The sequence below is a fragment of the Kushneria sinocarnis genome (assembly GCF_003633775.1).
Lineage (GTDB): Bacteria > Pseudomonadota > Gammaproteobacteria > Pseudomonadales > Halomonadaceae > Kushneria > Kushneria sinocarnis.
This window is the reverse complement of the sequence record NZ_RBIN01000003.1, coordinates 170,558-196,096: the sequence shown is the minus strand read 5'-3', so window position 1 is coordinate 196,096 and position 25,539 is coordinate 170,558. Positions and strand designations below refer to the sequence as shown.

Annotated in this window: 21 protein-coding genes; 6 read left to right on the top strand and 15 right to left on the bottom strand. The window is 61.7% G+C overall.

Annotated features, from left to right (window positions below; all coding sequences use genetic code 11):
- Window positions 1–31: 31 nt before the first annotated feature.
- Window positions 32–3,733: a methionine synthase gene (gene metH / locus C7446_RS05700; protein ID WP_121172351.1), complete on the bottom strand. Its 3,702-nt coding sequence runs from the start codon at window positions 3,731–3,733 to the stop codon at window positions 32–34.
- Window positions 3,734–3,941: 208 nt separating this feature from the next.
- On the opposite strand from metH, the gene nfuA reads away from it, so the two are divergent.
- Entirely contained in the window at window positions 3,942–4,529 is a 588-nt protein-coding gene (gene nfuA, locus C7446_RS05695; protein ID WP_121172135.1) for a Fe-S biogenesis protein NfuA, read from the top strand.
- Between the two features lie 126 nt (window positions 4,530–4,655).
- Here nfuA and C7446_RS05690 read toward each other — a convergent pair whose 3' ends face one another.
- The gene (locus C7446_RS05690) at window positions 4,656–5,621 is read right to left on the bottom strand and encodes a DNA-binding protein (protein ID WP_121172134.1); all 966 of its coding nucleotides are present in this window, start codon (window positions 5,619–5,621) and stop codon (window positions 4,656–4,658) included.
- A gap of 298 nt (window positions 5,622–5,919) precedes the next feature.
- Here C7446_RS05690 and C7446_RS05685 point away from each other — a divergent pair, with 298 nt between their 5' ends.
- Complete coding sequence (locus tag C7446_RS05685) at window positions 5,920–7,125, top strand: tyrosine-type recombinase/integrase (RefSeq protein WP_121172133.1); 1,206 nt, start codon at window positions 5,920–5,922, stop codon at window positions 7,123–7,125.
- A gap of 28 nt (window positions 7,126–7,153) precedes the next feature.
- On the top strand, window positions 7,154–7,564 hold the full coding sequence (locus C7446_RS05680) for a SufE family protein (RefSeq protein WP_121172132.1): 411 nt from the start codon (window positions 7,154–7,156) through the stop codon (window positions 7,562–7,564).
- 15 nt (window positions 7,565–7,579) lie between these two features.
- Here C7446_RS05680 and yidD read toward each other — a convergent pair whose 3' ends face one another.
- The 6 genes from yidD to C7446_RS05650 all read right to left on the bottom strand — a co-directional run bounded on the left by yidD (window position 7,580) and on the right by C7446_RS05650 (window position 11,825).
- The gene (yidD, locus tag C7446_RS05675) at window positions 7,580–7,828 is read right to left on the bottom strand and encodes a membrane protein insertion efficiency factor YidD (protein WP_121172131.1); all 249 of its coding nucleotides are present in this window, start codon (window positions 7,826–7,828) and stop codon (window positions 7,580–7,582) included.
- 40 nt (window positions 7,829–7,868) lie between these two features.
- On the bottom strand, window positions 7,869–8,321 hold the full coding sequence (gene hisI / locus C7446_RS05670; protein ID WP_121172130.1) for a phosphoribosyl-AMP cyclohydrolase: 453 nt from the start codon (window positions 8,319–8,321) through the stop codon (window positions 7,869–7,871).
- Window positions 8,318–9,178 carry a metal ABC transporter permease gene (locus C7446_RS05665; RefSeq protein WP_121172129.1) on the bottom strand — a complete coding sequence of 287 codons (861 nt, stop codon included), beginning with the start codon at window positions 9,176–9,178 and terminating at the stop codon, window positions 8,318–8,320. Before C7446_RS05665 ends, hisI begins: the two co-directional genes overlap by 4 nt.
- Window positions 9,179–9,187: 9 nt before the next feature.
- Window positions 9,188–9,913 carry a metal ABC transporter ATP-binding protein gene (locus tag C7446_RS05660; protein ID WP_121172128.1) on the bottom strand — a complete coding sequence of 242 codons (726 nt, stop codon included), beginning with the start codon at window positions 9,911–9,913 and terminating at the stop codon, window positions 9,188–9,190.
- Between the two features lie 68 nt (window positions 9,914–9,981).
- Window positions 9,982–11,316: a dihydroorotase gene (locus C7446_RS05655; RefSeq protein WP_121172127.1), complete on the bottom strand. Its 1,335-nt coding sequence runs from the start codon at window positions 11,314–11,316 to the stop codon at window positions 9,982–9,984.
- Between the two features lie 71 nt (window positions 11,317–11,387).
- Window positions 11,388–11,825 (bottom strand): Fur family transcriptional regulator, encoded by a 438-nt coding sequence (locus C7446_RS05650; protein WP_121172126.1) that lies wholly within the window; start codon window positions 11,823–11,825, stop codon window positions 11,388–11,390.
- Between the two features lie 287 nt (window positions 11,826–12,112).
- Between C7446_RS05650 and C7446_RS05645 the strand changes: the two genes are divergently transcribed.
- Window positions 12,113–12,631 carry an acyl-CoA thioesterase gene (locus C7446_RS05645; protein ID WP_121172125.1) on the top strand — a complete coding sequence of 173 codons (519 nt, stop codon included), beginning with the start codon at window positions 12,113–12,115 and terminating at the stop codon, window positions 12,629–12,631.
- A gap of 64 nt (window positions 12,632–12,695) precedes the next feature.
- Here C7446_RS05645 and C7446_RS05640 read toward each other — a convergent pair whose 3' ends face one another.
- From C7446_RS05640 to gorA, 4 genes are all read right to left on the bottom strand, one after another.
- Window positions 12,696–13,091, bottom strand: coding sequence for an ectoine synthase (locus C7446_RS05640; protein WP_121172124.1), 396 nt, complete (start codon window positions 13,089–13,091; stop codon window positions 12,696–12,698).
- Window positions 13,092–13,199: 108 nt separating this feature from the next.
- Window positions 13,200–14,465 (bottom strand): diaminobutyrate--2-oxoglutarate transaminase, encoded by a 1,266-nt coding sequence (ectB, locus tag C7446_RS05635; protein WP_121172123.1) that lies wholly within the window; start codon window positions 14,463–14,465, stop codon window positions 13,200–13,202.
- 19 nt (window positions 14,466–14,484) lie between these two features.
- Window positions 14,485–15,060: a diaminobutyrate acetyltransferase gene (ectA, locus tag C7446_RS05630; protein ID WP_121172350.1), complete on the bottom strand. Its 576-nt coding sequence runs from the start codon at window positions 15,058–15,060 to the stop codon at window positions 14,485–14,487.
- A 302-nt stretch (window positions 15,061–15,362) separates the two neighbouring features.
- The gene (gene gorA / locus C7446_RS05625; protein ID WP_121172122.1) at window positions 15,363–16,724 is read right to left on the bottom strand and encodes a glutathione-disulfide reductase; all 1,362 of its coding nucleotides are present in this window, start codon (window positions 16,722–16,724) and stop codon (window positions 15,363–15,365) included.
- Between the two features lie 191 nt (window positions 16,725–16,915).
- Here gorA and can point away from each other — a divergent pair, with 191 nt between their 5' ends.
- Window positions 16,916–17,575 (top strand): carbonate dehydratase, encoded by a 660-nt coding sequence (gene can, locus C7446_RS05620; RefSeq protein ID WP_121172121.1) that lies wholly within the window; start codon window positions 16,916–16,918, stop codon window positions 17,573–17,575.
- Window positions 17,576–17,716: 141 nt separating this feature from the next.
- Window positions 17,717–18,736 carry a hydrolase gene (locus C7446_RS05615; RefSeq protein ID WP_121172120.1) on the top strand — a complete coding sequence of 340 codons (1,020 nt, stop codon included), beginning with the start codon at window positions 17,717–17,719 and terminating at the stop codon, window positions 18,734–18,736.
- A 26-nt stretch (window positions 18,737–18,762) separates the two neighbouring features.
- Here C7446_RS05615 and msrA read toward each other — a convergent pair whose 3' ends face one another.
- Genes msrA through tamA form a run of 3 tightly spaced genes read right to left on the bottom strand, consistent with a single transcriptional unit; the run spans window position 18,763 to window position 25,477 of the window.
- Window positions 18,763–19,398 carry a peptide-methionine (S)-S-oxide reductase MsrA gene (gene msrA, locus C7446_RS05610; protein WP_121172119.1) on the bottom strand — a complete coding sequence of 212 codons (636 nt, stop codon included), beginning with the start codon at window positions 19,396–19,398 and terminating at the stop codon, window positions 18,763–18,765.
- A 23-nt stretch (window positions 19,399–19,421) separates the two neighbouring features.
- Window positions 19,422–23,579 carry an autotransporter assembly complex protein TamB gene (tamB, locus tag C7446_RS05605; protein ID WP_121172118.1) on the bottom strand — a complete coding sequence of 1,386 codons (4,158 nt, stop codon included), beginning with the start codon at window positions 23,577–23,579 and terminating at the stop codon, window positions 19,422–19,424.
- Window positions 23,579–25,477, bottom strand: a complete 1,899-nt coding sequence (gene tamA, locus C7446_RS05600; RefSeq protein ID WP_245977712.1) for an autotransporter assembly complex protein TamA — start codon at window positions 25,475–25,477, stop codon at window positions 23,579–23,581. Before tamA ends, tamB begins: the two co-directional genes overlap by 1 nt.
- Between the last annotated feature and the right edge of the window lie 62 nt (window positions 25,478–25,539).

Genomic DNA, 25,539 nt, shown 5'->3' with positions numbered 1-25,539 from the left:
GGCTTCATGAAGGGTGCCAGCCTGCCGGCCGTCAGGCCGTTTCGGCCTGCGGATCATAGGACAGGTTGGAGGAGAGCCAGCGCTCCAGGGTCGCCAGGGACATCCCCTTGCGCGCGGCGAGCGCCTCGACCTGATCGCGGGAAATGCGACCGGTGGCAAAGTACTTCGAGCCGGGATGGGAGAAGTACCAGCCGGAGACGGCGGCGGCCGGCCACATGGCGAAATTCTCGGTCAGCGTCAGGCCGGCATTGTGTTCGGCATCCAGCATCTCGAACAGGGTAGTCTTCTCGGTATGATCGGGGCAGGCCGGATAGCCGGGGGCCGGGCGGATACCCTGATACTTCTCACCGATCAGCTCATCGTTATCGAGCGTTTCCTCGGGCGCATACCCCCAGAACTCCTTGCGCACCCGTTCATGGAGCCGCTCGGCAAAGGCCTCCGCCAGCCGATCGGCCAGTGCCTTGACCATGATGGCGTTGTAGTCGTCTCCGGCGGCCTCGTATTCACGAGCCAGCTCATCGGCGCCATGACCGGTGGTGACCGCAAAGGCACCGATCCAGTCCTCGCGCCGGCTCTCCAGCGGGGCCACGAAATCCGCCAGGCTGTAGCAGACGCCATCGCGCCCCTTGCTGCTCTGCTGCCGGACATGATGCAGTCGATGGATCACGTCACGACGCTCGTCATCGCCATAGACCTCGATGGTATCCTGATCGACGGTGTTGGCCGGCCAGAAGCCGATGACCCCCCGGGCATTGATGCGTCGCTCGTTCACCAGCCGATCGAGCATCGTTCGGGCATCGTGGTAGAGATTGCGTGCCGCCTCCCCGACCACGTCATCCTCGAGAATCTTCGGAAACTTGCCCGAGAGCTGCCAGGTCATGAAAAAGGGCGTCCAGTCGATGCGCTCGACCAGCTCGTCGAGATCATAGTCTTCGAACACCCTGAGTCCGGTGAAGTTCGGTCGCGGCGGAACGTAATTGTCCCAGTCGCCTTCGAAGGCCTTCTCGCGGGCCTCGGCATAGCTCATGTCGGCCGCCTTGGGGCGACGCTTGCTGTGCCGTTCGCGCACCTTGTCGTAGTCGGCCCGAATCTCGGCCACATAGGCCTCGCGCAGCCCGGCCGACAGCAGCCGGCTGGCCACCCCCACCGCGCGGGAGGCATCCGTGACATAGACCACCGGATGCGTGTAGTTCGGCTCGATCTTGACCGCGGTATGGGCCTTGGAAGTCGTGGCCCCGCCGATCAACAGGGGCACATCGAACCCCTGACGCTCCATCTCCTGCGCCACACCCACCATTTCATCCAGCGAAGGCGTAATCAGCCCGGAGAGACCGATGATATCGGCGTTCTGTTCGCGGGCGGTGGCGAGAATCTTCTCGGTGGGCACCATGACCCCGAGATCGATGACCTCGTAGTTGTTGCACTGCAGTACCACACCAACGATGTTCTTGCCGATGTCGTGCACATCGCCCTTGACCGTGGCCAGCACGATTCGCCCCTTGCTCTGGGTCTCCTCGCTCTTTTCGGCTTCGATCCAGGGAATCAGGTGCGCCACCGCCTGTTTCATGACGCGGGCCGACTTGACCACCTGGGGCAGGAACATCTTGCCGTCACCGAAGAGATCGCCCACCACGTTCATGCCATCCATCAGCGGCCCCTCGATGACCTCGATGGGGCGCTCGGCGCGCTGTCGGGCTTCCTCGGTATCCTCGGTAATGTACTGGGTAATGCCCTTGACCAGCGCATGCTCGATGCGCTTTTCGACCTCCCAGCTGCGCCACTCGAGATCTTCCTTCTTCGATCCGCTGCTGCCATCGCCCCGGTACTGCTCGGCGATGTCGAGCAGCCGTTCGGTCGCATCATCACGGCGGTTGAGCACCACATCCTCGACCGCATTGCGCAGCTCTTCCGGCAGATCATCATAGACCGCCAGCTGCCCGGCATTGACGATTCCCATGGTCAGTCCGGCGTGCACCGAGTGGTAGAGAAAGACGGCGTGAATCGCCTCGCGTACCGTATTGTTGCCGCGAAACGAGAAAGAGACATTGGACACCCCACCGGAGACCATGGCGTGGGGGAGTTGGGTCGTGATCCAGCGGGTGGCCTCGATAAAATCGACGGCGTAGTTGTTGTGCTCCTCGATCCCGGTCGCAATGGCGAAGATGTTGGGATCGAAGATGATGTCCTCGGCCGGATAGCCGATATCGTCGACCAGCAGGCGGTAGGCACGTTCGCTGATCTCGGTCTTGCGCTCGAAGGTATCCGCCTGGCCTTCCTCATCAAAGGCCATGACCACGATGGCGGCACCGTGCCGACGGCACTCGTTGGCCTGGTGGCGAAACTGCTCTTCACCCTCCTTGAGCGAGATCGAGTTGACGATGGCCTTTCCCTGGATGCACTTGAGGCCGGCCTCGACGATCTCCCACTTGGAAGAGTCGATCATGATCGGTACCCGCGAGATGTCGGGCTCGCCGGCCACCAGGTTGAGAAAATGCACCATCGCCTCCTGCGAGTCGAGCATCCCCTCATCCATGTTGATGTCGATGACCTGGGCACCGTTCTCGACCTGCTCCAGGGCCACTTCCAGCGCCGTGGTGTAATCCTCTTCCTTGATCAGTCGCTTGAAACGTGCCGAACCGGTGACGTTGGTACGTTCCCCGACATTGACGAACAGCGAGTCACGCCGGATATTGAAGGGCTCGAGCCCGGAGAGCCGGCAGGCCGGTTCGATGTCGGGAATCCCGCGCGGTGTCAGCCCCGACATGGCCCTGCTGATGGCCGCAATGTGCTCCGGCGTGGTACCGCAGCACCCGCCCATGATATTGACCAGACCGCCTTCGCCGAACTCGCGGACGATAGCGGCCATCTCGTCGGGATCCTGGTCGTACTCGCCGAACTCGTTGGGCAGACCGGCGTTGGGGTGGGCACTGATGAAGGTATCGGCACAGCGTCCGAGTTCGGCCAGGTAGGGGCGCAGGTCTTCCGCGCCCAGCGCGCAGTTGAGGCCCACGGAGAGCGGCTGCGCATGGCGCACCGAGTTCCAGAAGGCTTCGGTGGTCTGCCCGGAGAGCGTGCGGCCCGAGGCATCGGTGATGGTCCCCGAGATCATCAGCGGTATCCGGCGCCCGAGACGTTCGAACAGCACATCCAGCGCATAGATCGCCGCCTTGGCATTGAGCGTATCGAAGATCGTCTCGATCAGGATCAGGTCACTGCCGCCCTCGATCAGCGCTTCGGCCGCTTCGAGGTAGTTGTCGACCAGCTCATCGAAGGTAATGTTGCGCCTGGCGGGATCATTGACGTCCGGCGAGAGCGAGGCCGTGCGACTGGTTGGCCCCAGCACCCCTGCCACGTAACGCGCCACCCCGGTTTCTTCGGCCACCTCGTCGCAGATGTCGCGGGCCAGCCGGGCAGCCGCCCGATTGAGCTCGGGCACCAGCGACTCCATGGCATAGTCGGACTGCGACAGCCGGGTGCTGTTGAAGGTATTGGTTTCGATGATGTCGGCGCCCGCCTCGAGGTACTCCCGATGCAGCTGCCTGATGGCATCCGGCTGGGTCAGTACCAGCAGGTCATTGTTGCCCTGAAGGTCGGTCTGCCAGTCGGAGAAGCGTTCGCCGCGGAAATCCGCTTCCGAAAAGCGCTGATTCTGAATCATGGTACCCATGCCGCCATCCAGGATCAGGATGCGCCGGGACAGGGATTGCGAAAGCGATTCGGGGACAACACTCATGGGCAGCAGCAACTCCTCCGGTTTCGGGACAATCGGGCGTACCCCGGTGGGGATCCGCAACCGAGCGTAGACTTTAGCAGATGTTGTTGCGGGGATGGACCGAGCCGGGTTGCGGTTTTTTCATATCCCGAGTGAATTACCTGGGATTTGTACCGCTAACGCGATTGACTTACCATTGAGGAAAGTTTCGTTTTCCACGAGGCCGGCAATGAGTCAGATCATTGAAATTACCGACAGCGCTCAGGAGTATCTCGCCGAGCTGCTGTCCAAGCAGGACGTCGAGGGAATCGGCGTCAGGGTATTCATTACCCAGCCCGGCACGCCCTATGCCGAAACCTGTCTGGCCTACTGCCGCCCCGGCGAGGAAGAGGCCACCGACGAGGTCATCGAGCTGTCGCGCTTCAACGTCTATATCGAGCAGAACAGTGCCCCGTTTCTCGAAGAAGCCGTGGTCGACTTCAATGCCGACCGCATGGGCGGGCAGCTGACCATCAAGGCGCCCAATGCCAAGATGCCGCAGGTCAGCGAGGACAGCCCACTCGAGGATCGGGTCAACTACATCCTGTTCAGTGAAATCAACCCCGGGCTGGCCGCGCATGGTGGTGAAATCCGGCTGATTCAGCTGACCGATGACAACGTGGCCGTGCTCCAGTTCGGCGGCGGCTGTCAGGGGTGTGCCGCCGTGGATATCACGCTCAAGCAGGGCGTCGAGCGCACCCTGACCGAGCGGATCCCGGAGCTGACGGCCATTCGGGATGTGACCGACCACACCGACACGACCAACGCCTACTACTGAGTCGGGCGGGATCCGGTGGCAGGGTAGCGGCCACCATGAAAAAGGGGCCGGCTCATCATGAGCCGGCCCCTTTTTCTTTTTCGATCACGACCTGTGCTGTCCGAAGCCGGCCGTGCCGGTCCGGATCTAGTACACGAAGGGCGGCATCGGGGCACGGGAGAGGCGCTCCTGCAGCACCCGGATTTCCGTGCGCAGTCGCGTCATTTCCTGCTCGTTTTCGGTCACCTCGCCATTCAGGCGCTCTTCGCGAGCGTGACTCTCCTGCAACGCCTTTTCGGACTGCTTGATCTGGGCAGAGAGGTCGCGGCTCTTGCGCTCTTCTTCCTGCAGGGCACGACGCTGCTCTTCGACCTGGGCCGTCATCTTTTCGATGCGCTCCTCGAGCTGCTCCTGGCGCCGGCGAGCCTGCTTGTCGGCTTCCTGCTTTTCGTGACGAGCGCTGTCCAGCAGCTGCATCAGACGGTTTTCCGCCGTCTCGTGGCGGCTCTCCTCCTGGGCCAGCCGCTTGCGGTGGTTCTGCTCTGCCTTCTCGAGTGCCTGCTGATGTTCCCGCTCCTGTCGCTCGCGTTCTTCGCTGAGCGCCTCGATCTGGGCATCACGCATTGACAGACGCTGATCACGCTCCTCGCACTGCGAACGCAGCTGGGTCAGCTCACTCTCCTGGCGTGCCAGGGCGGTGGTCTTCTCTTCCAGCCGCGCCTCATTGGCATCAAAACGCTCACCCAGCGCCTGCAGGCGCTGTTCGGCATCCTCGGCGCGACGCTGAGCCAGGCGCATCTCTTCCTGACCCTGCTGAATATCCTCGTCCGCCTGGCGGCGGTAGAAGGCAAGGGCTTCATGCGCCTCCTCCTGCGCCTGTTGCCAGAGGCCATAGAGGGCATCCTGAAGCCGCTCCGGGATGGCCTGGGGCAGGGGGGCATCCCGATTCTCCTCGCGCCGGGTACGCCACTCCCGCAGATGATCGCTGATGGTAGTGAAGCTGCCGGTTCCCAGCACTTCACGTATGCGTTGCACGCTGGGGGTGTCTCCCCGCTGGATCAGCGTTTCGATTGCTCGCTGAACATCCTCGTATTGCACGCCATTACGCGCCATGACGCCTCCGCCGTTCCCTGTGGCCACTTTCCGTAGCCTGAATGATCCCTGTCACTCCTCCGAGAGGACTGAAGCAGCATAGTGCGAATTTTCCCTGCTGCCAATATTACATTTTACGTAAACATAACGATACACTATCAATTAGCCGAAAAATTCATGATTACGCGGCTTATCTTGAATATTCCGGTCTCAGACGGGATCATGCCGTAACCGGGTGGCGAGACGGGAAATAGATGCCTACGAGCCGGGTTCAATCCGACACATGAAAGCGTGACCGAGAGGGCAGGGCAGCAGCGCCATGACGCGTGACACCGAAACAGTACTCGTGACACTGACAGAGGCCCTGGAGCGTCAGCCGAGCGAGGCGGCATCGCCGCCCGGTAACGCGCTCATTGCGGCCGGCAGCGATGCCGAAGCGGTGGCGCAGTGGCTTGGCGAGTATCGCCACAGCCCGCAGACCTTTCGCCACTATCGCAAGGAGAGCGAACGACTGCTGCTGTGGCTTGCCAGCCGTGGCCGGCATCTGCATGAGCTGCGTCGCGACGAGCTCGATGACTTCGAGGCCTTCCTCGCCGACCCGCAGCCCCGGGAGCGCTGGGTCGGCCCGCCACGCCCGCGCCAGAGCCCCGCCTGGCGACCGTTTCGTCAGCCCCTGTCAGCGGCCAGCCGGCGTCAGGCGCTGGTCATCCTGCAGGGCATGATGGCCTGGCTGGTCGAGGCCGGCTGGCTGACCCACAACCCCTTTCGCCTGATGCGTAACAAACGCCAGCGCATGGACAATCGTCATGGCCGGGTGGAGCGCTACCTGGAGCGGCCGCTCTGGCAGTGGCTGTGGCAGCATCTGAGTACAGTCGTGGCGGAGCAGACCATGCGGCAGCGCTTTGAACAGGCGCGCCTGCGCTTCACCTTCGCCTTTGCCTACCTGCTGGGACCGCGCATCAGCGAAATGGCCCGGGCCCGGATGAACGATTTCTTCTGTCGGGAAGGGCAGTGGTGGTGGCAGGTGACCGGCAAGGGTGCGCGCACCAGTCGAGTGCCGGTAACTCCGGCACTGGTCAGGGAGCTGACCGAGTGGCGATCAGCACTGGGCCTGTCAGGCACGCCGCAACCGGGAGAAGACACCCCCCTGATTCGAGCACTCAATGGCCGGCGAGGCATTACCGACAACCAGCTTTATCGGTTGATCAGGGGGGCCTTCAGTCAGGCGGCCCGGGCGCTGGAAAGCGATGCAGACAGTGGCCTGCCGGCCGCCGGGCGCCAGCGCATGGCCGAACAGCTGCGCCAGGCCACGCCACACTGGCTGCGCCATACGGCGATTACCCACCAGGCCCAGCAGGGCGTCGAGCTGCGCTATCTGGCCAGCACTGCGCGCCATGCCCGACTCGAGACCACCGCGCGCTATCTGCATGAAGAGGATCTCGAATGGCATGCCCAGATGCAGCGCCATACCCTGTCGTCGAAAGTGCCGAACACTGCCGACGAGCCGGACGATGGCACGTTATAATCAGGGAGACATCGATTCAGGAGGCAGAATGAGCCTGCAACAAGCGCAAGCGGAACTGGTTGACGAGTTCAACATGTTCGACAACTGGATGGATCGCTATCAGTACATCATCGACATGGGCCGCCAGCTGCCGGCATTTCCGGATGAACTGAAGACAGAGCACACCCGGATCGAGGGCTGTCAGTCAAAGGTCTGGATGCATCATGAAGCACAGGGCGAGCAGCTGCACTTTCAGGCCACGTCCGATGCCGCCATCGTCTCGGGACTGATCGCCGTACTGATGCGGATCTACAATGACCGCACACCCGGCGAGATCGTCGAAACCTCGCCCGATTTTCTGGCCGAGCTGGGGCTGGACAAGCACCTTTCATCGACCCGCAGCAACGGGCTGCATGCAATGCTCGATCGCATCTATGCCACGGCCAGGCATTACGCCTGACACCGGGTTGCACGGTCACTTGTCACGGTGCTGCCTGCAGCAGGACGGCACCGGATCGAATCCACCGGGGTGCCAGGGATGGCAGCGTATGATACGGCGCAGCGCCAGCCAGCTGCCACGCAGCACACCGTGGGTCTGCAGGGCCTCGATGGCATACTGCGAGCATGAAGGCCAGAAGCGGCAGCGCGGGCCCAGCAACGGGCTGATGCCATACTGATAGAGTCGCAGCAGACCCACCATGAGCAGCGTGGTGCCTCGCCGCATCAGCTTGACGTCATATCCGAACGGCCTGTTACCAAACGACCTATTGCGACGCGCCATAGAGCGTCTCGGGATCCACCAGCGGGGCACTGATCACCTCACCCTGTTCCCGGGTCAGGCGGGTATAGAAGCAGTGGCGCCGACCGGTATGACAGGCGGCTCCCAGCTGATCCACCAGCAGCAGCAGGGTGTCACCATCACAGTCGAGCCGGGCTTCGATCAGCTGCTGCTGCTGTCCCGAGGACTCTCCCTTGCGCCAGGGGCGATTGCGTGAGCGCGACCAGTAGCAGACCCGGCCGGTCTCGAGCGTCTCCTCCAGCGAGGCGCGATTCATCCATGCCATCATCAGCACCTCGCCGCTGTCGTGCTGCTGGGCGATGGCGGGCATCAGCCCCTGTTCGTTCCACGTCATGTCGTCCAGCAGCCGGTCCAGGGGTTGCCGGGTGCCCGGCGAGGCCTTTTCCAGTTGTCGGAAGGTATCGTTGGCCTGACTCATGAATGACTCCGCTCGGTTCCGGATGCCGCCTGTCGCCGCCTGAACAGACGGTTCAGGCGATGACCGGTCAGCGAAATGATATAGCCTATGCCGGTCAGCAGCACAATGGTGGCACCGGCGGGCAGGTCGGCCTGCCATGCCACCCCCAGCCCGGCACCGATAAAGAGCATGCTCATCAGTGAGGCCATCACCATCATGCCGACCAGTGAGCGTACATGATGACCGGCAAGGGCGGCAGGCAGGGTCAGCAGGGCGATGACCATGATCAGCCCGACCGCCTGCAGCAGCACCACGATGGTAACGGCGACCAGACACAGCAGCAGCAGGTAAAGTGCCCGGGTCGGGACGCCCCGCAGCCGGGTAAACTCCTCGTCAAAGATCACCGCGACCAGCGGCCGATGAATCAGCCCGAGAATGATTGCCAGCGCGGCAACGATGCCACCGAGACCGAACACCATGGTGCGGGTCGAGAGCATCAGGTTACCGAACAGCAGACTCATCAGATCCGTACGATAGCCCGGCGTCTGGCTGATGAACAAAAGTCCCACGGCCATGCCGACCGCCCAGAAGGCACTGATCAGGGTATCCTCCTGGTCAATGCCACTGAGGCTGATGCAACCGATCAGCAGTGCCGCGATGATGGCACAGATGAAGGCGCCCACCATGGGGGAGCTTCCCAGGAAAAACGCCACGCCCATCCCGGCCAGTACCGTATGCGCAATACCTCCGGCCATGTAGCCGATACGCTTGACTACCACGTAAGGGCCGATCAGACCACTGGCCATGCCGGCCAGCAGGCCGACCAGCAGGGCCTGTTGCAGAAAGGGCTGCTCGAGCAGGGCGGCAATGAAATTCATGCTGGAAACTCAGTGATGATGGTGCACCATGCGCACCTGCTGACCGTAAAGCTGGGCGATGGTATCGGCCGTAACGGGTTCGGCGGCATGATCGATCAGGGTACGGTTGAGACAGACCACGCGGTCCACGTGGTCACTGATGAAGCCGAGATCGTGGGAGATCAGCACGATGGTCGTGTCGCAGCGCAGATGCGCGAACAGGTCGAAGAGGGCGCGTTCACCATCGGTATCCACGCTGGCCGTCGGCTCATCCAGCAGCAGGATCGATGGCTGACAGGCCAGTGCTCGTGCAATCAGCACCCGCTGCATCTGGCCGCCGGAGAGCCCCTCGATACGCCGATGACGCAGCGCCTCGATTGCCAGGGTTTCAAACACGCCGTCGATGGCGCGCCGGTCCTGACGCCGCCACGGCCCCCACCAGCGTCCGCTCCCGAGCCGACCCATCAGCACGACATCCTCGACCGAAATCGGAAAGGAGCGGGTAAAGCGGGTGAACTGGGGCACATAACCGATCGAGCGGGCCGCATGGCGCGGGGAGCGCCCCAGCATGCGGATTCGACCGCTATCAGGGCGCATCAGCCCCAGCATCATTCTCAGCAGGGTGCTCTTGCCGCCGCCATTGGGGCCGATCAGCCCCAGGAATTGCTGATGAGGCACGCGCAGCGAGACATCCTCGAGAATCGACTGACCCTCCAGGGTGAGACCGACATGCTCCAGATCTATGGCGGGTTCCATGCTGCTCTCCGTCGATGATGACCGGCATCATCGCTCATGCCTTGTGGTTTGTGGCCTGTTGAAGAAAATCAGGCGCGCCGGTAGGTCAATCGCTGGCCGGCGGGCTCGCCCTTCAGCTGTCGACCATCCCAGACCCGCTGCCCATTGACGAGGGTGGCTTCGATGCGAGAGCGGAATGCAGTGCCCTCAAACGGACTCCAGCCGCACTTGTAAAGCAGTGTCTCCCTGTCGACCCGGGTGTCACGCGTCATGTCGACCAGCACCAGATCGGCGAAGAACCCCTCGCGGATGAAGCCGCGGTCGGCTACTTCGAAACGGCGGGCCACATTGTGACTGGTTCGTTCCACCACGGTGTCGAGCGTGAAGTGGCCCTGCTGCACCTGTTCCAGCAGTGACAGCATGGCATGCTGGACCAGCGGCATGCCGGAAGGCGCCGAGAAGTAGGGGTTCTGTTTCTCGGCCAGGGTATGAGGGGCATGATCGGTAGCCACGATATCGATGCGGCCCTCGTTGACCGCCGCCCGGATGGCGTCACGATCGGCCGGTGTCTTGATCGCCGGGTTGCACTTGATGAAGGAGCCCAGCCGATCGTAATCCTCGTCGCTGAACCACAGGTGGTGCACGCAGGCTTCGGCCGTGATCTGCTTGTTTGCCACGGGGCCCGGCTCGAACAGCGCCAGCTCCTCGGCCGTGGTCAGGTGCAGTACATGCAGACGGGTCCCATGACGGCGTGCCAGGTCCACGGCCATGCGCGAACTCGTCAGGCAGGCCTCGCGCGAGCGGATTTCACCATGCAGACGAAAGGGCAGATCCTCGCCGTAACGCTCGCGATACGCCTGCTCGCGCGCCTGCACCATGGGCGTATCCTCACAGTGCGTTGCCACCGGTATGGCGGCATTGGCAAAAATGGATTCGAGCGTTTGAGGTGCGTCCACCAGCATGTTGCCGGTCGAGGCCCCCATGAAGATCTTGATACCGCAGGTCGTGGCCGGATCGAGCGCCTTGATGGCTTCCAGGTTATCGTTGCTGGCACCGTGATAAAAGGCATAATTGGCCCAGGCCCGGCCCCGGGCAAGCTCGTATTTGGCCTCGAGGGTTGCCGCATCCAGGGTAGGCGGCTTGACGTTGGGCATCTCCATGAAACTGGTGATCCCTCCGGCTACCGCCGCAGCCGATTCGGTGGCCATATCCGCCTTGTGGGTCAATCCCGGTTCGCGAAAATGCACCTGGTCATCAATCATGCCCGGCAGCAGGTGGCAGCCGGCCGCATCCAGTGTCTCCCGGGCGGGCTGATCGAGCTGCGATTCCATGCGCGCAATGCGCCCATCCCGAATGCCGACATCCAGTGTGCGGATGCGTCCTTCATTGACCACGCGGGCGTTGGTAATCAGCAGATCCAGCACGCGACTCTCCTCATCGTGGGGTTATTTTATAACATACCAGCGGGCGTGCCCAGCATCCGGCACTTGCGGTCTCAATCCCGGCACTCATGACACAGCCCCGACAGTTCGATGGTCTGGCGCTCGATTCGAAAGGCGTAGCGGGAGGCAATCCGTTCGAGCAGATCGACCACCTCCTGTTCGTGCAGTTCTTCCACGCGGCCGCAGTTGCGGCAGATCATCAGCTGAAAACCGCGGCTGTGCTCGGGGCAGGGGCAGGCGATATAGGCGTTGCGCGATTCAACCCGATGAACCAGACCCTGCTCGCTCAGAAACTCGAGCGCCCGATAGACAGTGGGAGGACGGGCGGAGGCGTGCTCGCTGGAGAGCTGATCAAGCAGCTCGTAGGCCTTGAGGCCGCCCGGGCTCTCGCTGATCAGCTCGAAGACACGTCGCCGGATCGGCGTAAAACGGGTGCCGTTGGCCTGGCAACGCTGCTCGGCCACTCGAACCAGGGTATCCGTATCGCTCATAGTCACTCATCGCAGATGGCCGCCCGTTACCTGTGCGGCGAAGATGCGATTCATCATACAGGAGCCATTCGCCGGCTTCGATGCGCTCGAAACGACATCCTGCTCGTGATGAGCCGGAATATCGGGCCCAGCGCGAACCCCAACCTTTATTTCGTATAATATATATTATGTTAAATTGAGTAGTGTGGCGCTGATTGCCAGCATTGTCACGTCACGGTTCACGGCTACGGTGTCGCTGAAGCCATGATCTACCCTGAAGGTTTAATCACCCCGCAAGGAGCAACCGTATGTCGCGGAATGATGAAGCCTCCCATGAAATCACTCTCCGCTTTCTTGCCGAACCGAATGAAGTCAATTTCGGTGGCAAGGTCCACGGCGGTACCGTCATGCGCTGGATTGATCACGCCGGCTATACCTGCGCCTCGGGCTGGAGCGGCCATTACTGCGTCACCGTTTATGTCAGCGGCATTCGCTTTCTTTCCCCCATTGCCATCGGTGATGTTGTCGACGTTCATGCCCAGCTTCTTTATACCGGCCGCAGCAGCATGCATATCGGTGTCGATGTACGGGCACGCAATCCACGTGGCGCCAAAAGCCGCCTGACGACACACTGTATCGTGGTATTCGTGGCGCTGGATGAAGACGGCAACAAGATTGAAGTACCGAGCTGGGAGCCGCGAACCGAGCGGGAACAGGCGATGCGCGACTATGCCGTGCGGCTGATCGAACTGCGTGAAACCATTCAGCAGGAAATGTCGGGATTCCTTGCCGATGAAGATGATCATCAGATCACCCCCGGCAACTGACCTGTCATGACGACATCAGGCCGCATGAAAGCGGCCTGATTCGTGACCTCGCAAGCTTGCCGGATCAATCCTGCGGCGGTGCGTAGGAGCCGTCTGCCTGGTGGACTTCACGACCGGTCAGCGCCGGATTGAACACACAGGCCACCGTCATGCCCTGCTCCTTGCCGCGCAGCCAGTGCTCGTCATGCTGATCGAGCAGGTACATGTCACCGGCACGAATGGTGTATTTCTTGCCATCGGCGATGGTTTCCACTTCACCCTCGCCTTCATAGCAGAAAACCGCTTCGATATGGTGCTTGTAATAGATATGTGTTTCGGTGCCGGGATGAATCCGGGTGATATTGAAGGAAAAGCCGCAGTTGTCATCGGCCAGCATCAGACGGGTACTGTCCCAGTTACCGTTTTCTGCCTCGACGAAACGGTCCGTCTTGCGGCACTCTTCCAGATTGCGCACGATCATGTTGCTTCCTCGATCACTGCATGAATGAAAGGTTCGCAGGTTGGCTGCGAACAGAAAAAAAGTGCCGGGCGCGACCGGCACTTCAACAGCCCGAAATTACCTGCCTTCTCAGCCGGCGACCACTTCCCGGACGCTGGCTTCGAGCATATCAAGGCCGGTATTGAGCTCTTCATCGGTAATGGTCAGGGGGCAGAGACACTTGACCACTTCGCCGGCCTGCCCGCTGGTCTCGATCACCAGTCCGCGCTCGAAGGCGCCATGGGTGATGCGATCAGCCAGTGCACCATCATCGACATCCAGCCCGCGCATCAGGCCACGGCCACGCTCGCTGGCATTGTGCCCAGCCTGGTTGAGGGTCTCCGCCATTTGCGCAAAGCGTTCGCGCACGATCTCGCCCTTGCGCTGCACTTCACGTTCGAATTCGTCGGTACGCCAGTACTGGCGCAGCGCCTCGGCCGCAGTCACCATGGCCAGATTGTGCCCCCGGAAGGTGCCGTTGTACTGGCCGGGCTGCCAGATATCCAGGTCACGCCGCATCAGCAGCATGGCAAACGGCAACCCGTAGCCGGAGAGCGATTTCGAGTTGGTGACCATGTCCGGCTTGATGCCGGCATGTTCGAAGCTGAAGAACTTGCCGGTCCGCCCGCAGCCTGCCTGGATATCATCGGCGATGAACAGGATATCGCGCTGCTTGCAGATGTCGTACAGCCGCTTGAGCCAGGCATTGGACGCCGTATTGATACCGCCCTCGCCCTGCACCACCTCGACGATCACGGCAGCCGGATAATCCAGCCCGCTGGAGCCGTCATCAAGCGCCTTCTCGACGTAATCGAGCGTATCAACGCCCTCGCCCATGTAGCCGTCATAAGGCATGAACTGGGCCCCTACCGCCGGCACGCCAAGATTGTTGCGGAACTTGGCGTTGCCGGTGGTAGCCAGTGCGCCCATGGTGACCCCATGGAAGCCATTGGTGAAGGAGAGAATGTTGTGGCGACCGGTGACCTTGCGCGCCAGCCGAATGGCGGCTTCGACCGCATTGGTGCCCGTCGGCCCCGGCAGCTGGATCTTGTAATCCAGGCCACGCGGCTCGAGGATCAGCCGCTCCAGGGTCCGATAGAAATCCTGCTTGGCGTCCGTCCAGAAATCGAGCCCATGGACAATACCGTCGTGCTCGATGTACTCCAGCAGCTTGCCCTTCAGGTTGGGATTGTTGTGACCGTAGTTGAGCGTGCCGGCGCCGGCGAGAAAGTCAATGTACTCGGTACCATTCGTGGTCCAGAGTTTGGCACCCCTGGCCTGGTCGAAGATGGTCGGAAAGGATCGGGAATAGGTACGAACCTCGGATTCAATATGTTCGAAAAACTGGGTATCCATTGACGCACTGCTCCCGTTTTCAGATGTTTTGGGGATCGAAAGGCCCGATACGGACCAGATTCTCCGGATCGTGCTCGCCCCCGAGCTGCTCTTCCGAGAAATACTCCCGGCTGTTGAGCGGCGCCTGCCAGCGTGTGGCAAGACGGCGAAACAGTCCCCATGAAGCTTCGTTATCCGGAGTAATGGTGGTTTCGAGGTGACGCACATCGGCCTGATGCTCGCGCTTGAGTACGGCCTCTACCAGACGCCGCGCCATGCCCTTGCCGCGTGCCTTTTCACCCACGGCGACCTGCCACAGGAAATAGGTATCCGGTGCATTGGTTTTGACGTAACCGGAAACAAAACCGACGATTTCACCATCGGAGGTGGTGGCCACTGCACAGCGATCACGGAACTGGGTGGCCAGTAGCAGATAGGCATAGGTCGAATTGACGTCCAGCGGTGGGCAGGACTTGATCAGTTCATAAATGCCCCAGCCATCATCCGTGCTGGGAGGTCGGATGAACAGCGGGATATCGCCCTCTACCATGGACTCGGCCATGACCTGGTGAGCCATCTCCGAGGACGATGTAAATGTCTGATTGGGTGTACTCATGAACATTTCGCTATCGGCGAATTAGTAAGTAACCATAACAACGCCCGGAACATTGCGCAAACCCCTGCCTTATCAGAACCCGCGAAATTTATAACGCATGTTTATAAAAGGCTCTGGCAGACTTTGTCAGGACAGTCTTTTCAATGACCGGCCACATGACACTATAGTCGTTTCCGGGTGGCGCAACCCGCATGATCTGCACATCATTCAGGCATCATGTGTCAGGTCGATGACTCGGCATCAAAAAAGGCAGGGCGCCATGCGCCCTGCCTTGCTTGTCACGGGGTTCGATCCAGCGAGGGTCAGGTACGGGTGACCTGTCGCAGGGTCACGAACTCCTCGGCACTGGTAGGATGAACCCCCACCGTGGCATCGAAGTCGCGCTTGGTCAGTCCGGCACGCACGGCAATGGCCAGTCCCTGGATGAGCTCGCCGGCCTCCTCGCCGACCATGTGCGCCCCCAGCACGCGGTCACTGGACTCATCCACCACCAGTTTCATCAGGCAGCGCTCATCGCTACCGGACAGGGTGTGGCGCATGGGTCGGAAGTTGGTGGTGTAGACGCGGATCTGCTCATGCTGTTCACGCGCTTCTTCTTCGCTCAGCCCTACCGTGCCAATGTTGGGATGACAGAAGACCGCCGTGGCGACGCTGTCATAGTCGATGGGCTCGGCTTCCCCGGACCCGAAATGCAGCTCGACCAGACGCATGGCGTCCTCGAGCGCCACCGGCGTCAGCTCCGGCCCTTCGGTAATATCGCCCAGTGCCAGAATCGAGGGCGTGGCGGTCCGATAATGATCGTCGATCTTCAGCTTGCCGTTGGTTTCGAACTCCACCTCGACATTTTCCAGCCCGAGGCCGTTGAAGCGCGGCCGGCGCCCCGTGGCCCCGAGCACGACATCCACCTCCAGGGTTTCGCCATTGCTGAGCGTCACGTCATAGACATCATCACGCGCCACTACCTGCTCGATGGTGGTCTCGAAGTGCAGGTTGACGCCCTTCTTGAGCATTTCATCGCGGGTGAACTCGCGGATTTCGTAATCGAAACCACGCAGGAACAGCGGCCCGCGATAGGCCAGGTGGGTTTCGGCACCGAGGCCGTTGAAGATGCTGGCAAACTCGACAGCAATGTAGCCGCCGCCCATCACCAGAAACCGCCTGGGGAATTGCTCGAGATTGAAGATGCGATCGGAATCCAGCAGATGATCGCGGCCTTCGAATTCCGGAATCCAGGGCTGGCCACCGGTGGCGATCAGGATCCGCTCGGCACTGTAGCGCTGGCCGTTGACCTCTACCTCATGTGCACCGACGATCTGTGCCCGCCCCCGGAGCAGCTCGACATCGGCATTGACCAGCAGTTTCTCGTAGATGCCATTGAGACGCTCGATCTCCCGGGTCTTGTTATCCCGCAGGGTGGGCCAGTGGAAGCTCGGGGGCTGCTCGAACTGCCAGCCGAAGCCGGCGCTGTCATGAAAAGCATCGGCAAAATGGGCAGCATGCGAGTACAGCTTCTTGGGGACACAGCCGACATTGACGCAGGTGCCCCCCAGATTGCGATCCTCGGCAATGGCAACACGCCTGCCACGCTGCGCCGCCGTTCTGGCTGCACGCACTCCTCCGGAGCCCGCACCGATGACAAACAGATCGAAATCATGATCCGACACGCTGATCTCCCGCTATAAATTGAATGCAGTCATGGACAGATGTGCCTCCGTCGCGTTCAAAAACGGAGACAAAATACAATACAACCATTTTATCAGGGCACACCGCGTTGCGGGAGCAGCCTTGACGCATCGATGCGGTCGGATGATAGTAGCTGACGTCATATGCCGTAGCGGAGCACAGTTCCAGTCCCATGCATCATTCCGACGACCCTGATATCCAACAGCTGCTGGATCAGAACCGCCGCTGGTCCGAGGCCATGCAGGCCGAAGATCCCGAATTCTTCAGTCGCCTGTCGAGCCAGCAGAACCCCGACTATCTCTGGATCGGCTGCTCCGACAGTCGGGTACCGGCCAACCAGATCATTGACCTCCCACCGGGTGAGGTCTTCGTGCATCGCAATGTCGCCAACATTCTGCACCACAATGACATGAACGCCCTCTCCGTGGTGGAGTTTGCCGTTGATGTGCTGAAGGTCCGTCACATCATGATCGTGGGTCATTACGGCTGTGGTGGCGTAAGGGCCGCGCTGGCCGACGATGACCAGGATAACGGCCTGGTGGACTACTGGCTGCATTCGATACGGGCGCTGTACCATCGCCATCATGAACAGCTGTCACCGCTGCCCATGAACGAGCGTATCGATCGCATGTGCGAACTGAACGTCAAGGCCCAGGTACACAGCCTGTGTTCTACCCGCATCCTGCAGCGTGCCTGGCAGCGAGGCCAGTCGGTCGCTGTACACGGCTGGTGCTACAGCCTGGCGGATGGCTCCATTCACGATCTGGAATGCAGCGTGCATGATCAGCAGCAGGCGGCACGGTTGTGGCAGATCGAGAGTCTGACCGAGTGATCTTCACCAAAGGCAGGCTTGATTCATGAGCGCCGGACAGCGATAACGGAAGGCGTTATCGCTGTCATGGCTGGTGCATGACGAATAAATCGTTCGGGTCCTTTCGCAATCGGGTACTCTGAAGAGTCGTCCGGATTCCACATGCTGTTCACTGCCGATTTTCACGCCCCTCATGGTCTGAGCAACCCGCATGTTCAGACCCTGCTGCCGCAGCTGATGCCGCGCGCCTCACTGCGCAGTGAAACCGAGCTGATCAATCTGCCCGACGGCGACTTCGTCGAACTGAGCTGGGCGCTGCCTGCCCCGCCAGACCCGCATGCACCGATCTGCATCATCTTCCACGGGCTGGCGTCCTCGGTACGCTCTCCGCGTATTCGGGCCCTGTTGTCGAGCGTTACCCGCATGGGCTGGCGCGCCGTACTCATGCATTTCCGGGGATGCGGCAAGGTCCCCCACCGCGGACCTCGCACGTATCATGCCGGTGAAACAGCCGACGCCTACTGGGTCATCAGTCAGCTGGCCAGGCGCTATCCGAATGCACTCAAGATCGCCATCGGCGTTTCACTGGGTGGCAACATGCTGCTGAAACTGGCAGGCGAACAGGGAGGCGATGGGCTGGATCTGGCGGGCGCCATTGCCATTTGCCCACCCCTCGATCTGGCTGCCTCCGCCGATGCCCTGAACATCGGTTTTGCCCGGGTCTATCAGCGTCATATGCTGGCGAGACTGAGGCACAGGCTGACGTCTCTCGAACCGAGCCAATCCTCTCCGGTCGAGCTGGCCAACTCCAGGCATCGCCGCCTGGATACCTTCTGGGCGTGGGACAATGAGATCACGGCCCCGCTGAACGGTTTTGAATCAGCCACCGATTACTATCAGCGGGCTTCGGCCGGACGCTGGCTTGATCGGATCGAGCTGCCGACCCTGGTTCTGCATGCCGAGGATGATCCCTTCATGCCACGCCAGATGTTTACCCGCCTGCCCACGCCATCCACCTGCGTGCGGGTCGAAATAGCCGAGCATGGTGGTCATGTCGGCTTCGTGGAGCGGCGCGGCGGCCTGCTGCGATCGTGGCTGGCCCGGCGCGTGAGCGAGCAGCTCAAGGCCTGGTCCTGCGTCCCCTCCCTGACCGCGCTGGATCGCAGCATGCCCCGCGCCTGAGCGGACTCCTCGAGCCCAGCCGCCATTCAGAAGATCGGGCAGCTGACCCCGGTGCCGCGCAGCCCGCAATAGCCGGCGGGATTCTTGCTCAGATACTGCTGGTGATACTCCTCCGCGTAATAGAAGCTGCCGAGATCGACAATTTCGGTGGTGACGGGGCCGCGACCACTGGCTTCAAGCGCCCGAGCGTATTCATCCCGGCTCTGTTCAACCAGCTGACGCTGGGCCGGGCTGGTGGTCAGGATCATCGAACGGTACTGGCTGCCGACATCATTGCCCTGACGCATGCCCTGGGTCGGATCATGCGACTCCCAGAACAGGCGCAACAGCTCCGGGGTACCGATGACGGTCGGGTCATAGATGATACGCACGACTTCGGCATGCCCGGTCCTGCCCGAGCAGACCTCTTCGTAGGTGGGGTTGGGCGTGGTACCACCGGCATAACCCGCGGCAGTGGCATGCACTCCGGGGAGCGACCAGAACAACCGTTCGGCGCCCCAGAAGCAGCCCATGCCCAGCACCAGTTCCTCGCTGCCATCAGGGAACGGCGGCACGATGGCGTGCCCCGTGACATGATGTTCGCCGCTGATCTCGACCGGCCGTTCACGGCCCGGAAGTGCCTGATCGGCATCGGGCAATCGAGTGTTTTCTCTTCCCAGCATAACTCGGTCCTCCCGGAGAATGACTAATCCTGGTGGTTAGGTTGTCGAATATCCCGCGCCCTGGTATGTCCGAGGCTGAAGGTATACAAAAGGTCCAGTGCCTGGTTGGCCCCGGAGACTGCCTGCAGATATAGATCCTGTACCAGCTTGTAGCGCAGGGTCAGCTCGGCAATGGGCGAAAACAGTCCCACCCCATAGCTGATCCGGAGACGGTCAAAGAGATAACCACTGACCATCACCTGGCTGTCTTCACCGCTGCCACTGCTCTCCAGCGAGAGGTCCTGCACGCCGAAGGTTTCCCCCAGCGCACCGATGGCCCTGCCACTGCGCGAGAGTGACAGTCCTACCAGTGCCGAGGTCAGGGCATCGCTGCTGGAACCTCCTTCGGCATCGGGCGCTCGCCCCCGCAGCAGGTACGAAAGCGCGCTGGATTCGTCCATGGCCGGCTCGGAGAAGATCTGCAGCTCGGGGGCCGTGGCCGCACCGTTGACACGAAGCCCGGCAATCACATCGTCCTCGGTGTTTTCCGGATTGCGAATGGCCTCGAACTGCAGATAGGGCTGTGCTGGCGGGCCACTGAAGATGACCTTGCCCTGACGGATCACCAGGTCCTGACTGAAGGAACGGAAGCGGCCATCAACCAGCGAGACATCGCCGAACACCTGCAGTGCTCCGGCATTCTGCCGCACATTGAGTGTGCCTTCCAGATTGGTTTCCAGACCATAGGCCTCCAGATGGACGTCATCGCCGATGACCACGCCGACATCGATGTTGACGGCCATGCCGGCCTCTTCCAGCGACTGGGCGCCGGTGGTGGCCCAATCCGGCGTTTCGGAGTTTTCACCGGTTGCCCCGCGACGGGCGGCCTCATCCTCTTCACGCGTAATGATGACCGCATCGGAGGATGGCTTGATCGCCGAAGCCGGCACCTGACTGATTTCAAGCCTTGCCCATGGGACCCGAATGCGCCCGCCGATGTCGAGCCGTGATGGGTCAGCGGCGATATTGATGCGCGGCGCCACCCGCAGCCGGCCATATTCCGGCAACGCGATCTGAAGCGGGGAGTTGCCGCCATTCAGCGCCAGCTGCGCCTGCCACTCTGCGGTGGTGGGCCAGCTGGCGTTACCTGCCAGCGTCCAGCGAGCCTCTCCGGCATCAAGATACCCTTCGAGCGCCCCCTGACTGCCCTGAAGGTTCAGTGCTACCCGGGCGTCATTCAGACTGACGGGAAGCTGTGATCCACTGGCACGTACATTCGAAAGCACCAGGTTACCATTCAGCAGCGGCTGGCGCAGGGTCCCCGAGAGGGAGATATCACCGTCAAGTGCACCGTTGAGCTGCTCCAGCCCCGCAGCCAGCGGTCGATAGGGCGACAGGATCACATCATTGACCTGCAGGCGACCACTGATCCGACGGTCGCCCAGCGGATTGTCGACCCGGGCCTGCAGACGTAGCGTGCCGGCATCATTGAGTGCCAGATCGAGCTGTGCTTCGGCAGCATCGGGCGAAGCCTGTGCTTCGAGGGTCAGATCGAGCCGTGGCAGTGAGAGCGGGTTACCCCGGGCGTCTCTGCCCTGTATGGCAGCATTGCCGTTCAGCTGCAGGTCGGCCTGCCACTGTGCCCCTCCCTGTGACCAGTCGGCATTGAGGTTTGCATCGCTGCTGCCACTGAGCTGCCATGGTTCCGGCAGATACTCGTTGATCGGTGCCAGAGGCATGTCCTGCAGCGCAAGCGCCGCCTCGCCCGACTCGGCACTGGCCTGCAGCTCACGGGTCGAGCACAGACGCCCTCCCTGCTGGCGGACAATGCAGAACGGCTGCGCCGTGATCCGACCGGCACCTGCATCGGCGCTGAATGCCAGTGCCTCATCCAGCGTCAGCAGACCGGCCTGACGAGTGTCCGCGGACAGACGTGTCAGTTGCCCCCGGTAACGCTGCGTGGCACGGTCAAAGCCGCCATTCAGTGCCAACCTCGCCTCTCGCAGCGGCAGGGCTTCCCCCCCGGCCGCCTCCAGCGTCAGCTGATGCTGACTGAGCCGTCCGGTCAGTGTCACACCCAGTTGTTGAATCTGCTGGCCGGCCGCTTCAATGGCACTGGCCTCCAGCTCCAGATCAACGCGAGGGTCCTCAAGCCCGCTGCTCTCGGCCTGCAATGAAAGCTGTCCGACGCGATTGGCAGCGTAGTGAACGTTGCGACCGTTCAGGTCAATCTCGGCATCGGGCTGTTCGAGCGTCCCATCCAGTCGCAGGCGACCGCTCAGGCTGCCGCCCAGCTGGGGCAGAATGGTGTGCAGCTGTGGGGCATCGATCTCGGCACCGAGCGCGAGGCGATCCGTCACCTCGCCACTGGCCCGAATACGGTTGCGGCCCTGGCGCAGGTCCAGCTGTCGGATATGCCAGACCATATCGCTGTTACCGTCCAGCCGGGCCTGCAGTGACAGCTGGCGATCCTGCAGCGTGCCCGTGATGGCCAGATTCGGCACAGCCAGCGACCAGTCACTGCCGGATTTCTCAAAGCGCCCGGCGAGTTTGCCATTGAGCGTGCCCGTGACCTGATCGGTTACCTCCTGCAGACGGAACTGATCGAGTGCCAGCTCAAGCCGGGCCTTGATATCCGGTGCCCAGCTGAGCGTGCCGTTACTGCTCAGCGTCCCGCCGCGGCTCGTGGTCACTCGCAGCGTCGACCACTGAAAGTGCCGTATGTCTCCCGTGCCCTGCAGGGCGAGCTGCAGGGGGTGGAAGGCTGGCCCGCGTGCCCGGGTGCTCAATTGCAGCTGGTAATCGGCAAGGCTGCCGGTCACATCGAAATCGAGATCACGCAGCTGATAGGCCGTGGCGTCACTGCCCTCGAGGGGCCAGCGCAGCGCTGGCGAATCCAGATGCAGCTCCAGTGGCAGTTCGCGGGCCAGTACATCGGCGCTGGCGTTCAGGGTCGCTTTGATACTCCCGGAGGCCTTGAGCTGCAGCGCCAGCTGACTCAGCGAGCCATCCACGCGGAGCGCGACCTGCTCCCGGCCAAGTGGGCCCCGCTGAACATCGGCATCCAGTGACAGGGAGAGTGGATAGTCCTGCGACAGGGTAGCGGCCGCCGACAGCCGCACTCGGCCATCAGGAGAATCGATGCTCAGCTCGGAGAGCTCGACATGATCATCCCGGGCACGGGCTGACAGACGCAGCTGATCAACCTGCAGCGGCGTGCTGCCAGTGAGGCGAAAATCATTGATGACGAAATCGGGAATTTCGACATCGAGGGGCAGATGAACCGTCGGCATGACGACCCGGCCCTGCTCATCGGTCTGTCCGATCAGGGCTGCCAGCGGGTTGGCCGGCCCCTGGCCTTTCAGCAGGGCAGCCAGCAGTGGACTCTCCGGGGTAGCCGATCGACTCCCCTCAGAGGTCTCCAGATCGATTATCCCCGGCGCCAGTGCACTCTGCTCGATGATCGAAGCACGTGCCGCCTGCTCGGCCAGCTGGTCGATCATGCCACCGCTCCGACCATCGGACGATGAAGCTCCCACCTCACGAGCCGCTTCGATGGCCTTCAGCGTCACGATATCGGGGTCAGTCACCCGGCGTGCCGTACGCACGTCCACATCGCCGGCCAGCGGATCGGGAATATCCAGCGTGGCAATCGTCGGTAGCCTGACCCAGGGCGACTGCCAGCGGGTACTGCCCAGCATCAGCTGGTTGCCACTGAAACTGGCAGAGCCGTGCAGGCTCTGCCAGCCCGCACGGGTGCCATCCGGCAGCACAACCGCCACGTCATCCAGCGCCAGATGACGCAATTCAATCGGCACAGGCGTGGCAATCTGCGGCATGCCACTGCCTGCTTCCGGTGATTCGGGCGGCGTCTGCTGCGTGCTCTGGTGCAGCTTGACCCGAACCCCTCTGGTCTGAAGCTGATCAATGCACAGTCGCCCCCGATAGAGGCAATCACTGGCCCAGCTCAGTTCGAACTCTGCAGCGTCCAGCGTCAGGCTGGGCAGTGCGATATGCAGACCACGGATGTGAAAATCATCCAGCGGGGCCCCCGTAACGCTATCGAAACGGACAAGATCGCGTGACTGGGCCTGATCAAGCAGCCAGTGGGTGCCCCATGGCGAGAGCGCCAGACCCGATACGATCATGACGACGGCGATCAGCCATGCCACCAGCCAGAAGATGAAACGCGGTAGCCACATCAGAACTCTGGCCCGATGCCGAAATGCAGACGCCAAGACTCCTCCTCGTCATCAAGCGGATGGGCGATGTCCAGTCGAATCGGCCCCACCGGTGAAATCCATCGCACACCGGCGCCGACACTCTTTTTCAGCGATTCGGGCCACCAGTCATTGAAGGCGTTACCTGCATCAAGGAAGGTAGCGCCCCACCACTGGCCGACGATACGGCGCTGGTACTCGAGCGAACCGACCAGCAGCTGGCGCCCACCGAGCTGATCACCATCACTGTCCTCGGGCGACAGGCTCTCGTAGGAGTAGCCCCGCACGCTACGATCCCCGCCGGTAAAGAAGCGCAACGACGGTGGCATCTGATGGAACTCGGAAGTGGCGGTCGCGCCTGCCGAACCGCGAACCACGAAACGGTTGTTGCGGCCGATGCTGTCGATCCACTGGGCATCAAGACGCGTCCGGGCAAAGGTAACGTCAGACCCCCAGCGCTTGTCCGACACCTCGATCAGAAGATCCTGGCGGTTGCCATGCATCGGAAAGGTAGGATCATCGGTGTGGGAATGGCTCCAGCTCATGCCGGGTACGAACAGCAGCGCCGTACCACTGTCATTGCCCTGTTTGAAATCCTCGTAGGTTGTACGAAGATAGGCGTTCTGGGTCCAGTCGTTTTCGAAGTTCCACTGCCGCCCGAACTGCACCGAACTCTCGAAGCTGTTGGTATCACTGGTATCCTGGTCGGTTTTGCTGAAACCGTACTGGATGTTGTAGTTGCCACGCTCGGGGTTGGACAGTGGCATGTTGTACTTGCCGCTGAACTCCTGCTCCGGGCCGGACAGGATCAGGTCGTTGACCAGACTGTCGCCATGATCGTTCAGCCACGGCATATCCATCGAGAAGCGCAGTCTGGGGCCTATGTCGGTGGCATACCCGATACCGGTTTCGAACTGGTAGCGATCGGCCGGAATGACATTCACATTGATCGGCACCTGCCGTGGCTGTTGTGCGGCCACCTCATGGTAGACATCGGACGCCGGCGATGGTTCGTTGCGCCTTGCGCCCCCTCCATCCGCCGGCGGCCCGTCAGCACGTCGCGCAGACGATCTCCCGGTAGCTGCACGATCGGCTACTTCAGCATCTCCGGAAGGCGCCTGCCTGCCGGTCTGATCGACCTGTGGCTGCACACCGATACTGCGAAACCAGTTCGAGGCGCTCAGGCGCTGGTTATAAGTGGCCAGCTTGCCGGCATCGTAAAAGTCGCCGGGCTCAAAGGGGGCCATGTTGCGCAGTCGGCTGGTGCGAATCTGGCTTCCCGAGAACTGGATCTGGCCGAAACGGTAGCGCCTGCCACTGTCGAACACCAGCGTTATGCGGGCACTGTTCTCCCAGGGCCGAACTTCGATGCGGCTGGCGCGGTAGCCGGCATCGAAATACCCCTTCTGCAGGGCCAGTGAGCTCAGTTGTGACTTCAGGGCTTCATAGTCGGCATGATGCAGTGCCTTGCCCTTCATGCGGCTCAGGGCACTGTTGTCGACCGCCTGTTGAAAGGCTTCGTCCGTGGAAGCGTCACCCAGAATCCGGATATCAAGCGACCTGACGCGCACCGGCTTGCCACGCCTGATGGTGACATCAACATGCTGCCGATTGCGGAAGGCCAGCGCAATTTCGGCGTTATAGTACCCCAGCGCACGAAGGGCCTCGGTCACCCGGTGACGCACATCCGGGGCATAACTCTCGGTCTCCGCCCCTTTCGGAATCGTCACCGGTTGCAGCCAGGTGGTCACGTTGCTGCTCAACTCCCCCGACACACCACTGACGGAGGCTTCAATGGCCAGCGCCTGCGCCGGCAGCAGACTCATCAGCGTGCCCAGCGCAGCCAGGGTGCACTGCTGCGAGAATGGCCTCTGTTTCAAACGGATGCTGTTGCATGAGCGAATCAATGGAATTCTGCGAGCGGTAACCGGCAAAATCACAG

Bases quoted from the DNA above. Each gene is read 5' to 3' on its own strand.
- metH (WP_121172351.1), bottom strand. From the start codon at position 3,733: ATGAGTGTTGTCCCCGAATCGCTTTCGCAATCCCTGTCCCGGCGCATC.
- nfuA (WP_121172135.1), top strand. From the start codon at position 3,942: ATGAGTCAGATCATTGAAATTACCGACAGCGCTCAGGAGTATCTCGCC.
- C7446_RS05690 (WP_121172134.1), bottom strand. From the start codon at position 5,621: ATGGCGCGTAATGGCGTGCAATACGAGGATGTTCAGCGAGCAATCGAA.
- C7446_RS05685 (WP_121172133.1), top strand. From the start codon at position 5,920: ATGACGCGTGACACCGAAACAGTACTCGTGACACTGACAGAGGCCCTG.
- C7446_RS05680 (WP_121172132.1), top strand. From the start codon at position 7,154: ATGAGCCTGCAACAAGCGCAAGCGGAACTGGTTGACGAGTTCAACATG.
- yidD (WP_121172131.1), bottom strand. From the start codon at position 7,828: ATGCGGCGAGGCACCACGCTGCTCATGGTGGGTCTGCTGCGACTCTAT.
- hisI (WP_121172130.1), bottom strand. From the start codon at position 8,321: ATGAGTCAGGCCAACGATACCTTCCGACAACTGGAAAAGGCCTCGCCG.
- C7446_RS05665 (WP_121172129.1), bottom strand. From the start codon at position 9,178: ATGAATTTCATTGCCGCCCTGCTCGAGCAGCCCTTTCTGCAACAGGCC.
- C7446_RS05660 (WP_121172128.1), bottom strand. From the start codon at position 9,913: ATGGAACCCGCCATAGATCTGGAGCATGTCGGTCTCACCCTGGAGGGT.
- C7446_RS05650 (WP_121172126.1), bottom strand. From the start codon at position 11,825: ATGAGCGATACGGATACCCTGGTTCGAGTGGCCGAGCAGCGTTGCCAG.
- C7446_RS05645 (WP_121172125.1), top strand. From the start codon at position 12,113: ATGTCGCGGAATGATGAAGCCTCCCATGAAATCACTCTCCGCTTTCTT.
- C7446_RS05640 (WP_121172124.1), bottom strand. From the start codon at position 13,091: ATGATCGTGCGCAATCTGGAAGAGTGCCGCAAGACGGACCGTTTCGTC.
- ectB (WP_121172123.1), bottom strand. From the start codon at position 14,465: ATGGATACCCAGTTTTTCGAACATATTGAATCCGAGGTTCGTACCTAT.
- ectA (WP_121172350.1), bottom strand. From the start codon at position 15,060: ATGAGTACACCCAATCAGACATTTACATCGTCCTCGGAGATGGCTCAC.
- can (WP_121172121.1), top strand. From the start codon at position 16,916: ATGCATCATTCCGACGACCCTGATATCCAACAGCTGCTGGATCAGAAC.
- C7446_RS05615 (WP_121172120.1), top strand. From the start codon at position 17,717: ATGCTGTTCACTGCCGATTTTCACGCCCCTCATGGTCTGAGCAACCCG.
- msrA (WP_121172119.1), bottom strand. From the start codon at position 19,398: ATGCTGGGAAGAGAAAACACTCGATTGCCCGATGCCGATCAGGCACTT.
- tamB (WP_121172118.1), bottom strand. From the start codon at position 23,579: ATGTGGCTACCGCGTTTCATCTTCTGGCTGGTGGCATGGCTGATCGCC.